This window comes from Rhodanobacter sp. A1T4 (genome assembly GCF_014207185.1).
Classification (GTDB): domain Bacteria; phylum Pseudomonadota; class Gammaproteobacteria; order Xanthomonadales; family Rhodanobacteraceae; genus Rhodanobacter.
Genome location: NZ_JACHCP010000001.1, coordinates 86,814 through 100,021, shown reverse-complemented (window position 1 = coordinate 100,021; position 13,208 = coordinate 86,814). Strand labels below are relative to the sequence as shown.

Below are 13,208 nucleotides of genomic sequence, written 5' to 3'. Positions count from 1 at the left end.
TCGTAGGCAGGCTCTAAGCTAACGTCGCCCGAAGTCGATGCAAATAGAATGGGGGTGGGCTTCAAGCCTGCCCCCATTTTTAATGGTTTTCCTTGGTCCCCATGAACGCTACGGCAACCGATCCAATCTTCTCGCCGCTGGAGCTTCAAATCCAGCACATCCGCCAGCTCCACGTGGACGGGCAGTACGCGCATGCCTTGCAGGCAGCGCAGGCGTTGCTGACCGAGGCGCCAGACCATTACGAGGTGCTCTATCTCGTAGCCCGCAATCAACGCTATCTGGGACAGATCGACGCCGCGTTGCAAACGCTGGCGCGGATGGAACAGGAACACCCTCATTACAGTCGTGTGTACGAGGAGCGCGGCCACTGTTACGTGGTGCTGCGCGATGCGCCGCACGCGATCGATGCGCTGCTGCGTGCGGTAAATATCAATCCAGCGCTGCCCTCGAGCTGGAACCTTCTCGAAGGCCTTTACCGCATGACGGGCGATGCCGCCAACGCGGCGACCGCCGCCTCGCACGTCGCCACGCTCAAGCGCATGGCGCCCGATGTCGTGCGCGCGACCAGCCATTTCTCGGACGGCGAACTTGAACCTGCCGAACAGGTCATCCGCGCCTATCTGCTCAAAGCGGGCAACGATGTCGAGGGGATGCGCCTGCTCGCGCGTATCGGCCTTGCGCGCGACGTACTCGACGATGCCGAAATACTGCTCGACGCCGTACTGAAGATCGCCCCGGATTATCGTGCGGCACGCTACGACTATGCATCCGTACTGCTCGAGCGACATCTGTATCAGCGTGCCTGCGAAGAGGCCGAGAAGCTGCTTGCGATCGAGCCAAATCATCTCGATTACCGGGCGCTATACGCCAGCGCGAGCGTCGGCTTGGGTGAACACGATCGCGCCATCACGCTGTACCAGAATCTTCTGCAAGAGCTGCCCGGCGCGGCCGACCTGCATCTGTCGCTCGCGCATTCGCTGAAGACGCAGGGGCGACAGGCGGAATCGATCGGGGCCTATCGCGCCGCGGCAGTGGCTCGTCCTGATTTCGGTGACGCTTACTGGAGCCTGGCGAACCTGAAAACGTATCGCTTCACTGATGAGGAAATCACCCGCATGCGCGCTGCGGAAGCAGCACCGACCACACCAGTCGTCGATCGCTACCATCTGTGTTTCGCGCTCGGCAAGGCGTTCGAGGATCGCGGTGATTACGCCGAATCGTGGCCTTATTACAGCCGGGGCAACGCACTCAAACGATCCGAGAGCCGCTACCGTGCCGAGATCATCGAAACCAACACGCGCCAGCAGATAGAAGTCTGCACGCGTGAGTTCTTCGCCAGCCGCGAAGGCTTTGGCGATCAGCGCCCGGACCCGATCTTCATCGTCGGGCTGCCGCGTGCCGGCTCCACCTTGATCGAGCAGATACTGGCATCCCATTCACGCGTCGAAGGTACCCATGAGTTGGGCGAGATTCCACGCATGGTGCTCGACCTGCAAGGACGGGAACTCGACCTCGACAGCCCGCGTTATCCGGGCGGACTGACGGATCTCGCGCCCGAGGATTTTCTGCGGCTTGGCGAAACGTACTTGAGCGATACCCGCATCTATCGCGGGAACAAGCCGTACTTCATCGACAAGATGCCGAACAACTTCCGGCATATCGGCCTGATCCATCTGATCCTGCCCAACGCGAAGATCATCGACGTCCGGCGCGAACCGATCGCCTGCTGTTTCAGCAATCTGAAACAGCTCTTTGCGACGGGTCAGGAATTCGCCTACAGCGTCGAGGATATCGCGCGTTACTACCGGACCTATCTCGATGTCATGCAACACTGGGACGAGGTACTGCCGGGCCGCGTACTGCGTATCCATCATGAGGATGTTGTCGACGATCTCGAGAGCAACGTGCGGCGGATTCTCGATTTCTGCGGACTGACATTCGAGCCATCCTGCCTTGAGTTCTACAAGACGGCGCGCAGCGTGCGCACGGCCAGCTCGGAACAGGTACGTCAACCGATCTTCCGCGATGGCGTCGATCAGTGGACGAAATACGAGCCCTGGCTGGCTCCGCTGAAGGAAGCCCTCGGCGATGCACTGGTTCGCTATCGCTAGTAGTTGCCGCGCCCTTAAGTTCCGACGCACTGAAGACGTGACCCTATCTGCCAATTCCTGAGTTGAGCGGCACACCCGTCCAGCTGGATGCGTTGTCAGGCTCTGCGTAACTCACCACCACGGTGGCGACGAGAGCCAGTGGCAATCAGGATCCCTGACACACAACCTATCGTGGGTGAAGCGCTCATGTCAGGGATGACTTTGCAATTTGAGCGCTTCCTTTTCAGCCGGCAACAAGGCCCGATGTCCATAGCTGATGACTCGCGTCATCAACCATTTTCCATCCGTGTTCTGCCAAATCATCAGAAACTTGGCGGCGCCCTCGCATGCACCTGTTTTTATCTCACAGAAAATGTGTTCGCCCTCCTCAATGGCACCATAGTCCTTGACTGGATAGACTTTGAGAGACCCTTGAATCAACTCCCGGTGCACTTTGTCGCAGATGTACTTGCGGGTGTTCATGACAACCGTTTCGCGGTCATAGGTCACGCCGCCTTTGTCGTGATAAAACTCGACCGTTGGCGAGAAGTAGCTGCCAAACGCCTTCAGATCGCAGCTGTTGTATGCATCGAAAACCTTCGCATCGAGCGCAGTGATAGTGCGTGTCAGTGCCGCGTCATCACTTTCCGACTGGGCATAGGCCGGCGTTATCCCCCACGCAAGTTGAGCAAGAAAATAGGCAGCCAATGCGGCTTTACTGAATTGATTCACAGCCAAGTGGACTACTCCTTGATGGATGACATCTGTCCGCGTTTCAATGCGGGGTTACCTGCCCGAGCTATTTAGCATGCCTCATGCTTGCGTCGGTGACTCAGCTCAGCAAGCTTTCGATGGCCGCAACGGGAGCATGGCTGACCACAACGCTCGGCACGGTTATTTGCGAAGTGAGCATGGCACCCAAGGTCAGCAGGCAGATCAGCAGGCAGGCGGCGAAAAGACTCTGCAGCATCAAGGTCTCGAATTTCATGGCGGTTCTCCGTGAGTAGGTAGGAAGCTTTCAATGAGACATATGGCAAAGCTCGTGCCAAAGGCTCGAATCTCTTGAAAGCCGCATTCCCAAGCCATTTCATCCATTGCCATTCGGCAAGAGCGATTGCCCGCGGACAGCGCCACTACTGTCCGGACAGGGCACGGACAGCGGATGAGGGGATCAGGCGCCGCACCGACGGATGAGCTTGGTTTCTGACTTCCGGAAGCCGATCAGCTTCATCAAGTGACGCTCTGAGCGCCATGTGCGCGATCTTCCAAAGCTTGGCTACCCAAAGCTTGGCTACTTACGCCATGCGCCGTTCGATCGGTTCGTTGACCAACTTTATTTTCAGAGGCCGTTGGTTAGCTGCCGCCCTTGCGGATCGACCGGCTTCTCGGTGGAAACGTCCGCTTGCGGCCAAGAAACGGACATTTGAGAGAGCGACGGTTACGCGTATCGAGCCACTTGATCGATGAGGATTTCAGCAAAGCGTTCGGGCTGTTCAATGTCGGGAAAGTGCCCACAATCCTGGAAATGAAGGATCTCGGCCTGCGGGATACATTCGTGCAGTGAGTTGGGATCGGTACCCCGGTGAGAGTGATCTTTCTCACCCCAAATCATCGTGCATGGCACCGTCACTCCACACAACGAAGCCATCTTTTCTCTGGCCAATCCTTGAACGACGCCAGCAAGGCAAAAACATGCCCCACCAGAAAGAGCATTCAACGCCGTTTCTCGAAAAAATTGCGGGTCTGTCGTCCTGGGAAGCGCTATGCCATACCAGCTGGTCGCAGCCTTTTGACGAAAGAGCCACGCAGCGATCTGCCCTATGACAGGAACACGCAGTGCTCTCGGGATAACGCGGGCCGTCCAGGCATGCATGGCTGTGAGTGATGGAGTCTGCGACAGGACCAGATTTGGAATCCGCTCCGGCGCAAGCTTGGCAGCACGCAAAGCGTAAAATCCGTTAGCACAGCTAAACGCCAGGGTTGCTCTCTCTATGCCAAGGCCATCAAGTACGCCCAGGACAGCATGGGCGCCTTGATCCAGCGAATGCTCATAGGAATGCCGTGGGTGGGAGTAGCCAAAACCGGGCATGTCGAAACACACCATACGCAACTGCTGTGAGAGCAGATCGAGCACTACATCGTAGTGCTCGATGACGTTGGGTCCATCGGGAACCATCACTACGCATGGCTTTGTCGATCCGGAGTCATACACGCGCACTTTGCCCACAGGCGTTTCGATGAAACGAATGTGTTGGAACTCTCCGGTGATACCCGTCTGTCGCCTCGCCGGAATACGCGCCAACAGACTGTCTATAAAGGCACTTATCATGCGTATCCTGCCGGTACACTGGATGAAATACCTACGGTAAAGGTCTTGGTCAATGTGTCTCCCATGTCGACTTCGGAAGTGGACATACACAAGAATGTGACGGTACGTCGCCCACTACTGTTCATGGCAAATGATGTGGAAACCCTCTTCGTCAGATGGCGGCACGAAGTGCTGGGTGATCTCATCAAACTCCACATCAGTCGGCGCGTACCGGATAAGAGGAAGTATCGTTTGGCGGAAGGATTCGGCGCCGGATAGTTGTTATCGCCTGGAGATTTCCTCGCGTCATCTCCGGTGGCGCAAGAACAAAGAGTTGCGGAAAGAACGAGCAAAGCAGCCAATTTGAAGGTTTGATTTAGACATACGAGTGCCAGCTGTCGCCACTTTGTCTTTCCATCCTTCGTTTCCATTCGACTCTCCTGAAAACTGCGTTGCTTTGAAGTGTCCGCTTTGGGTGGCGGTCTCAATCGGTCAGTGCAGCAGCTTGTTGAAATCGTTCGGCCGGTGTTTCGAAGCCTAACGTTTCCCTGGGTCGGTCGTTCAAAAGTCTCGCTACTGTAATGAGCGTGGCCGGGCCGCGAGATCAATCCGCGTATAGGCTCAACTTTCCGGAATTGTTGCAGTGGCGAATGGCGCAAGTACCGTCCAACCGAGGCTCGCATAGAGATTGCGGCCATCTTCCGTCGCAACTAGAAGCTGCGGGCTTATGAGAGATTTCCTCGCTGCTCCAAGAGCGATCATCACCGCGACACCCAATCCCTTTCGCCTGTGATCCGGCGCGGTTTCGATTCGATCATAAATGAAGACATCTGCAGCTTCTGCCGCGCATCCGCTTGCAGCGAGCTCGCCGCCCGGTGCGATGACGCGAGCTCGAGTGACTGGCCCAGCCTGATGAAGCTCCATCCTATATCCATTCGGCAGAGGCTTTGTATCGAGGGCAGTCACCGCCGCCATCATAAAATAGTTTTCTGCCTGGACCTCCCAGTGAACGGGTAGTGCCCTTCGCAGCTCTTCGTTAGAGCCGCACAGCTTCAAGTAATGCCGTGGAGCCGCAATGTCATGTGCGATTGCGCGCAGCCCATCACATTGCTGTGGAAATACCCAGCGCTTTAGTTCCTTTTCCGAGTGGGTATCTACTCGGAAGCCGCCGCGATCGTGAACAGGGAGCGGGGATCCCCGAGCGATGGAATGCGCTGTTTGCCAGGCGAAAACGAGCGTTGGATCGATGTAGGAGGTGGTCATAGCTGATCGTATGTCGTGCTCAGATGGGAGGCATTCTCCGGCGACTGCATGCGCTGTTCCCTTAGTCGACTCTCAGTCACAGCGTCCCCGTGACTTTTGACTGAAGCATTGCTCTGTCTCAGTGGCTAAGACGACTACTATGGGTCAGGACGAAAAGAAGGGCCAAGCAAACCACGTAAAGACGAGCAGTCCAAATATCCATCCGAATTCATGACCACCTCTCGGCATGGTCGCATCTGCACTGAATGACGTCTGCTTCGAATGCGGACGTGTATACCGTGATTTTGAAGGCCTTCAGCTATTAGCGCCCAGGCGCGATAGATGCTGCTCAAGCTCCCGCATGTGATTGCTGTAGGAATCGATCGTCATGGCATCGCATGAGTGTTCGGCGATTTGGGGTGGCACCTGACCGCCCGCCGGCACGGCCTTTGCACCGAAGCGAGCTTCAAGCTGCGAGCGAGCATTCTCCAATCGTTGATTGATCGTATTCACGGTTTGCGCATCGATTTGATCGCAATGCTGCGCCTGAACGATGTCATGAAAGGCTTGCGCACGGCCATACAGGAAAACAGCATCGAGCTGCCCAGGAGCAAGCGGCGCGCGGGCAGGTGTCGCTTGCTGTGCATATACCGCGTTCATAGAAATAAATATCAGTGCTATTGCCAAGCCAAGTGTTTTCATTCTTGTCCCCTGTAGCCGTAGCGGATGGTTCAACCATGAACTGCATCATTCTGTTTAGAAGCGTCCTGTGGGTGAAAGCGGACCTTAACTCAACACCACCTGCGACTTGATATACGTACGAATCCGATCCGCGTCCGGACTGGTCACAGGGTTGTACACGATCATGCCAAGGTCCGGTCGTCCATCAACAGCGAAGGCCGAAAATTCAAGCTCCAAGAGACCCAGTTTTGCGTGATGCAAGCGCTTCAGGCCTTCGCCATACGCGTTAACGTCGTTGGCCAGCCACAGTGCTTCGAACTCTGGGCTCAGTCTGGACAACTCCTCAACGAACTGGGCGATCTCTGCCGTTGCACCAGCTCGAGCCGCGTCGGCGCGAAACGCTCCCACGACGAAGCGGGCCACGCTTTGCCAGTCTTCCTGCACGGCGCGTACGCGTGAATTGGAAAAGATCAGCCGCAGGATATTCCGCTCGATGGGAGGCAACGCGCCGTAGTCGGTGAGCAGAGCAGCCGCGGCGCGGTTCCAAGCGACGACATCCCACAGGGCGGTCTTGACGATCGCTGGGCTGACCTCCATCGCATCAAGCACACGCTGCAACCGTGGCGTGACGCCTTCAGCGGCTTTATAACGAACCTCGGGCGGGTGGCCAAGACCGAGCATGAAGAGATGTTCGCGTTCCGGCTCGGTCAGCATCAGCCCCTTGGCGATGCGATTGAGCACATCGGCCGAAGGCGCCCCGCCGCGTCCCTGCTCCAGCCAAGCGTACCAAGTCGGGCTGATGCTGGCGCGCTGCGCAACCTCCTCCCTGCGCAGGCCCGGTGTCCGCCTGCGCCCGGTGGCGAAGCCAAAGGTAGCGGGATCGAGCCGGGTGCGCCGATCTTTCAAATAGGTGCCGAGCTGATTGCCGAGGGGCGTAGACATGACGATCCTGTTGGTTTTTATACCATGATAATGTCACTACTTTACCAGTATGAGCGCAGGGGTAAGCTGGATTCAACCCTACGATTGGAGACTCCCTCATGCGCATATTCCTTACCGGCGCGACCGGCTTTATCGGCTCACGCATCGTGCCGGAGCTACTCGCAGCAGGCCATCACGTCCTTGGCATGACACGATCGGATGACGGCGCACGCGCCCTCATTGCCGCCGGTGTCGAGGTGCATCGCGGCCATCTGGAAGATCTCGACAGTCTGCGCAGCGGCGCTGCCAAAGCGGACGCGGTCATTCACACCGCGTTCGATCACGATTTTTCGAACTTCGTCGCGAACTGCGAGAAGGACCGGCAGGCGATCAAGGCGATGGGTTCGGCGCTGCTGGGTTCGAGCCGTTCGCTGCTGATCACCTCGGGCACGGGTATGGGCAGTTCCATGCCGGGCAAACCTGCCACCGAGGATGTCTTCAATATCGAGCACCCCAACCCGCGATCGGCATCGGAAGTCGCAGGCAACGAGATGCTGGATGCCGGTGTCGCCGTATCGGTCGTGCGGCTTCCACAGGTGCACGACACGGTCAAGCAGGGCTTGGTCAGTCCGTTGGTTGAAGTGGCTCGCGCCAAGGGTGTCTCGGCCTATATCGGCGAGGGACTCAACAGCTGGCCCGCGGCGCATGTGCTCGACGTAGCCCGGCTCTACCGGCTGGCCATTGAGAAATGCGAGCCGGGGGCGCGCTATCACGCCGTTGCCGAAGAGGGCATTCAAGCCCGTGATATTGCGCAAGTCATCGGCGCAGGCCTGGGTGTGCCGGTAAAGTCCATCTCCCCGAGTGAGGCAGGCGATCATTTTGGATGGCTTGGCGCATTCGTCGGCCTGGACCTTTTGGCGTCGAGCGCGTGGACGCGTCAGGTTTTGGACTGGCATCCGAGTGGTCCAAGTCTGCTGGACGATCTCAAACGGATGGACTATTCCGGCGCTCGCTGAACGACCTGCCTCGATCAACATCGAGACAGGCTAGCGGACATTTCCACGGCTGCGATGCCTGCCCTCTTATCGCCGTGTCGCGCCAGCATCGATGATGACTACCTTGGTGAACGGTATATCGCGCGCGCGATCCTCGGTTGCCGTGAATCCGGTGCAAGCGCCCTGCGGCGAGCACTGGAATTGGACGAGGCCGAAAGGCCAGGTGCCGACAAAGCTGCCCTTGCCAAACGGGGCTAGCGGAACGTCGCCACGCGAATAGTGAAGCACGACGCCGCCATCTTTCACGCTAACGGTATAGAGCACATGCAGCTCGTCGCTGTAGTACTCACCTTCCAGAGCCTTCCGTTCGCCGTCCGTGAACTTGACAGGCGCGATGCGCGTGGCATGCCTTGAGCGCGTGTTCTTCTGCCAGGTGCCACCAGGGCTCACGCCATCCACACCGGGCGCATCGAAGGTGAAGCGAGCATTGGTCACCTTGACGAAGAACTCGCGCTCACCCGTTGGGTAGAACACCATCTTGTCATCGCCAGCGGTCCAACCCACCAAATGGTCGTGATCTCTGGCAAACGTGATAGCGGAACCGTTATCCAATGCATAAGTGCCCACCAAAGCGTCCAATCGCGCCGGATCGATCTTTACTTCGATGCTGTTGGCGTAATCAGGCACGGGGACTGGCAAGGCTTTTAGCTGGCCTTCTAGGTAAATGTCTGCGATGCGTTCGCCTAGACGGGTTGCCTGGATGTCCGCGCCATTGCCGACAATGACGATCGCCAGGTGCTGGTCCGGAAAGCGCAACGCGTAGCTTCTGAAGCCCGCATCCGCACCGTTATGGTCGATGGTCCTGAGTCCGCGATAATCCCCAACAAAGAGCCCGTCGCCGTAGTCCAGGACCGAACCGTCATTGAGTTTCTCCGGCGTTTGCATCTGGGCAAGCAACGACTTGCCGCCCACGCGGGCGTCATCAAAATTCCTCTCCCAGAGGACAAGATCGTCCGCCGTTGTGAACAGGCTGCTGGGGCCCACCGTGGAATACGACAAGCCGACACCTTCGTAGCCGGTGCCCGCTGAAGGCTGATAGGACTGAGCCCGCCCCAGTACCAGTGTGGAATAGTGTTCGTGGAAGAACGTGCCCTTCATGCCCAGCGGACCGAAGATGCGCGCCCTGGAAAAAGCAGCCAGCGGTTCTCCCGATACCCGCTCGACGATCAAGCCAAGCAGCGTGTAACCGGTATTGCTGTATTCGAACTCGCTGCCGGGCGCAAAATTCAGGCCTCGCTGGCGTCGCACCAGCCCCATGACATCTTCTTCAGTGATCACGTCGTCCATGCGCCATCCGGCCATGGACAATAGGTTCCACTGGTCGCGTAACCCGCTGGTGTGGTTAAGCAGCTGGCGAATCCGGATGACGTGACCGAAGTCGGGTAGCTCCGGCACGTAGCGGCGCACGTCATCGTCCAGCGATAGCTTTCCGTCCTGCGCGAGCAGCAATATCGCAAAGGCCGTGAACTGTTTCGACAGCGATGCAACGTGAAAAGCTGTGGACGGCGTGATCGGGCGATCCTGTTCGATATCGGCCATGCCGAACGCGTGACGGTAGACGATCTTGCCGTCCTTGATCACCTCCACTGCTGCGCCCGGTGTGTCGGCTCTATCCCATCGCGCGAACAAGGCGTCTACCTGTTTTTGCTCGCTGGTGACCGGTGTCGTTGCATATGCCTGTTGGCAAGCCGCCAAGAGCAGTATTGAAAGCAGTGTGAGCGGAGTTGCTTTCATCGCGTAGCCCATCCCTCTATCGATGCGTCCGTACATATCAGGCTCTTGCAGCTGTGAAGGTGAGGGTCTGTTATGGGGTCGAAAGCGGTCTTCGCGAATAAAAACTGCACTGTTTGAAATCCACGTAACGCACAACCTGACTCACCTAAGGTCATAAAACTTTTCAGCCTCGCCGCGCGGGCAAGAACCGGCTGTTGCGCAGCAGTCCCGCCGAGACGAGCGACACCAGCACGCCGACCGGGAAGATTTCCGCAAAAGTCATCGGCAGGCGGTACATCGGGTTCGCGTACTGGACCTTGAAGGTCTCCATGTCGGCGGTCAGCTTCGCCAGCGCCGCGGCGCTTGCGCCTTTCGCCTTCTCGCTCGCGATGATCGCCTGCGCGTAGCTGCTGGCGAAATCCATGTGTGTCATCGCCTGCACCGCTTCCCACGCAGCCACGTAGAAGATCCCGGCGATAAAGCTGACGCCCAGCCCGACCCCTAGCGCCGGCCAGAACCCGATCACCCCGCCCCGGTCGACGTCCCGATGCCGCTTGATCCCCACGAACACCGTGCTCAGTGCGATCAGCATCGTCGTGTAGCCGATCACCATGCCGTACTTCAGCGGCGGCATCCCGGAGAACACGACGAAGGTGACGAGCTCGAAGCCGCCGACGACCACGCCGGCGATCAGGCCGTATTTCAGGATGGTGCGCAACATGGTGTGACTCCTCAGTGGTGGATTGAGCCGCCATTGACTGCGATCCGGCGTCACCCGGCAATCGCCCGAACGGGTGATTTTTGCGTATTCACCCCGAATAATCCGGCATCAGGGCACGATCCCCAGCTCGCGCGCCCGGCGGATCGCCTCGGTTCGCCGCTTCGCGCCCAGCTTCTCGAACACCCGCGCCACGTGCGTCTTGACCGTGTTCGGCGACACGTGGAGGTGCGCCGCAATCTCCTTGTTGGAGTGGCCGGCGGCCAGTTCGTGCAGCACTTCCAGCTCCCGCCCGCTCAGGCCCAGCGCCGCCTGCGCCTTCGGGTTGCCGTCGAAGGCGACCGACGCCGGCGCGGCGAACACCCGCACACCCAGGACAATACCCAGCACCAGAAAAGCAGCCGCTACCAGGAACAGATAGACGTCGCCCGAATGCATCCGCGCCAGGCGCTGGTAGTCGAGCCACTGCAAGGCGAGCGTTCCCGCCGCCAGCAGCGCCCCGTAGCTGACCACCCGCTTCCACATCCCCATCTCCGCTCGCCCCGTACGAGGTCATCTTAGCGCCGGTCCGTGGGCGGCAAGAAAAAGGCCGCTCGGTTCGGCACCGGGCGGTCTCGGTCCAGCTCACAACTTCTCCGAGAACTGCTTGGCCAGGGCGCCGGCAAGCGGGTCGACAATGGTGAACATGTGCGTGCACATCGCCGCCCGGGTCCCGGTTTCGGCGGCGTAATCGCCCTTCACCAGCTGCTGGATCTGCACGATGTGATGCGCGCCATGCGCCAAAGGCAGACCGACCAAAGCGGTCTCGCGCAAAAACATCTGCCCCTTTTCTGCTGTCTGCAGCGATTGCGTGAATTCGCTCCGCGTTGGATCTCGCAACAGCGATCTCGCTGACACTCGTCTACTACAGCTCTCTGGCAAGACCGCGGCTTTAGGTCGGAAGCCGACGTCAACTTTCGGCTTCGCCAAACCATCGGGATGCGGCCCGAGCAGCTTCCTCTTGGCTAGGGTTCGCAACACCGGCCCAAGCGACAACGCCATCCGGGCGCACGAGCAAGGCGCTCAAACCCAGTCGATCCTTGACGTCATTTGCGACATATGTAATCCGACCATTCCAGCGGCTTGCAAGCGCTTGAAGCGGTGTACTGCCGTCAAAGTCCAGGAACAGGCCTTTGCCGTTACCGAGAAGCTCGCCGAGCTTCGTTCCGTCGACCAACTCGAAGTCGGGAGCGCTGCGGCCCACCAGTGGGTGGCTGCCGCCAAGATCGTAGCGAAAAGAAACACCCCACACGCGCTCGGCGAAATATGTCGCGCCGTCGCGCGTGTCAATAACATCACGGATGATGGCTTCGAGCGCGCGCGAATGGCCGCTGGGCCGCATGAGCGCGACCTGGGCGCGCGACCAGTCGAGAACCTGCGCTCCCACCGGATGCCGTTCGCTCGAATAGCTGTCGAGCAGACCGACCGGCGCTTCGCCACGGATGCTAGCGGCAAGCTTCCATCCAAGGTTCATGGCATCGCCAAACCCAAGGTTGAGTCCCTGACCGCCCAAGGGGGAATGGATGTGCGCGGCGTCGCCCGCGAGCAGCACCCGCCCTTTGCGGTACGCCGTCGCTTGGTAGGCACGATCCGTCCAGGTGGTGGCAAGGTGGAGGCCCGTCAAAGTCACGTCGGTACAGGAGATACGGCGCAGCACTACTTGTATGTGTTCGAGTGTGATCGGCTGGCTTCGGTGGAAAGCGCCCCCGTCGAACTCGACCATCGCGATGGTTCCGGGCTGCGACTGGAAATACATGCCCGTGGGCGTGTAGATGCGGCCCGAGCCGAGCTTCTCCGGATCAGCCATTTCGACTTGCACGGAATAGCCAGTGAACTCGGGATCGGTGCCGATGACCTCAAAGCCACCTGTCTTGCGCACGGTGCTGCGGCCGCCATCACAACCGACGAGCCAGCGTCCGCGAAAAGTCTCGCCGCCTGCGCGAATGGTCACTTCTTCGTCCGACTGATCGAAGTCCCCGACGCCGAGGCCACGCCTTATCTCGACGCCCATCGCGCTTGCACGAGCGGTCAAGGCGGATTCGATGTTCTCCATCTCAGCCGCCATGTTCGTGTCGGCTGGACTTGGCAGGCGATACTGCCACTTCGAGGTATCGATTTTGTCGTAGTCGAAAGGAATGCCGGCGAAATGTCCGGCCTGACGGCGCAGCTGTTGCGCTCCTTGCCCCACCTTCGAAGCGTTGCCGCTGTCCGCGTCGGCTTTCGGGCGTTGCGGCATCGCGATGTCCCTCAGCAATCCGCGGCGATAGAACGCTTCGATGGTCGGTACCGAGAGGCCGCGCATGCCAAACGGAATGCGCTTCAACGGCGATCGTGGGTTGTCGGCCTGCTCCAGCACTAACACTGAAAGGCCCGCAAGGCGCAGCTCACAAGCGAGAAACAAGCCGACAGGACCAGCACCGGCAATCACAACATCGTAGATC

The 13,208-nt window shown here is 59.0% G+C and carries 13 protein-coding genes; 2 read left to right on the top strand and 11 right to left on the bottom strand.

Going from position 1 to position 13,208, the window contains the following annotated elements; all coding sequences use genetic code 11:
• Window positions 1–101 precede the first annotated feature (101 nt).
• On the top strand, window positions 102–2,111 hold the full coding sequence (locus tag HDE80_RS00490) for a tetratricopeptide repeat-containing sulfotransferase family protein (RefSeq protein WP_184666856.1): 2,010 nt from the start codon (window positions 102–104) through the stop codon (window positions 2,109–2,111).
• Between the two features lie 189 nt (window positions 2,112–2,300).
• Here HDE80_RS00490 and HDE80_RS00485 read toward each other — a convergent pair whose 3' ends face one another.
• The 6 genes from HDE80_RS00485 to HDE80_RS00460 all read right to left on the bottom strand — a co-directional run bounded on the left by HDE80_RS00485 (window position 2,301) and on the right by HDE80_RS00460 (window position 7,263).
• Window positions 2,301–2,822, bottom strand: coding sequence for a nuclear transport factor 2 family protein (locus tag HDE80_RS00485; protein ID WP_345776399.1), 522 nt, complete (start codon window positions 2,820–2,822; stop codon window positions 2,301–2,303).
• Window positions 2,823–2,922: 100 nt separating this feature from the next.
• Entirely contained in the window at window positions 2,923–3,078 is a 156-nt protein-coding gene (locus HDE80_RS00480) for a hypothetical protein (protein ID WP_184667836.1), read from the bottom strand.
• 450 nt (window positions 3,079–3,528) lie between these two features.
• Window positions 3,529–4,419 (bottom strand): alpha/beta hydrolase, encoded by an 891-nt coding sequence (locus HDE80_RS00475; RefSeq protein WP_184666854.1) that lies wholly within the window; start codon window positions 4,417–4,419, stop codon window positions 3,529–3,531.
• A 600-nt stretch (window positions 4,420–5,019) separates the two neighbouring features.
• On the bottom strand, window positions 5,020–5,661 hold the full coding sequence (locus HDE80_RS00470; protein ID WP_184666852.1) for a GNAT family N-acetyltransferase: 642 nt from the start codon (window positions 5,659–5,661) through the stop codon (window positions 5,020–5,022).
• Between the two features lie 294 nt (window positions 5,662–5,955).
• Entirely contained in the window at window positions 5,956–6,342 is a 387-nt protein-coding gene (locus tag HDE80_RS00465) for a hypothetical protein (protein WP_184666850.1), read from the bottom strand.
• 84 nt (window positions 6,343–6,426) lie between these two features.
• Entirely contained in the window at window positions 6,427–7,263 is an 837-nt protein-coding gene (locus HDE80_RS00460) for a helix-turn-helix transcriptional regulator (RefSeq protein WP_184666848.1), read from the bottom strand.
• Between the two features lie 98 nt (window positions 7,264–7,361).
• Here HDE80_RS00460 and HDE80_RS00455 point away from each other — a divergent pair, with 98 nt between their 5' ends.
• The gene (locus HDE80_RS00455; protein ID WP_184666846.1) at window positions 7,362–8,258 is read left to right on the top strand and encodes an SDR family oxidoreductase; all 897 of its coding nucleotides are present in this window, start codon (window positions 7,362–7,364) and stop codon (window positions 8,256–8,258) included.
• A gap of 66 nt (window positions 8,259–8,324) precedes the next feature.
• Here the strand turns inward: HDE80_RS00455 and HDE80_RS00450 are convergent, their stop codons facing one another.
• From HDE80_RS00450 to HDE80_RS00430, 5 genes are all read right to left on the bottom strand, one after another.
• A complete protein-coding gene (locus HDE80_RS00450; RefSeq protein WP_184666844.1) occupies window positions 8,325–10,031 on the bottom strand; it encodes a serine hydrolase domain-containing protein in 1,707 nt (568 codons plus the stop codon).
• Between the two features lie 163 nt (window positions 10,032–10,194).
• On the bottom strand, window positions 10,195–10,731 hold the full coding sequence (locus HDE80_RS00445) for a DUF4199 domain-containing protein (RefSeq protein WP_184666842.1): 537 nt from the start codon (window positions 10,729–10,731) through the stop codon (window positions 10,195–10,197).
• Window positions 10,732–10,839: 108 nt separating this feature from the next.
• Window positions 10,840–11,253, bottom strand: coding sequence for a response regulator transcription factor (locus HDE80_RS22320; RefSeq protein WP_184666840.1), 414 nt, complete (start codon window positions 11,251–11,253; stop codon window positions 10,840–10,842).
• A gap of 99 nt (window positions 11,254–11,352) precedes the next feature.
• Window positions 11,353–11,547, bottom strand: coding sequence for a hypothetical protein (locus HDE80_RS00435; RefSeq protein WP_184666838.1), 195 nt, complete (start codon window positions 11,545–11,547; stop codon window positions 11,353–11,355).
• A gap of 130 nt (window positions 11,548–11,677) precedes the next feature.
• The gene (locus HDE80_RS00430; RefSeq protein ID WP_345776398.1) at window positions 11,678–13,195 is read right to left on the bottom strand and encodes an FAD-dependent monooxygenase; all 1,518 of its coding nucleotides are present in this window, start codon (window positions 13,193–13,195) and stop codon (window positions 11,678–11,680) included.
• Between the last annotated feature and the right edge of the window lie 13 nt (window positions 13,196–13,208).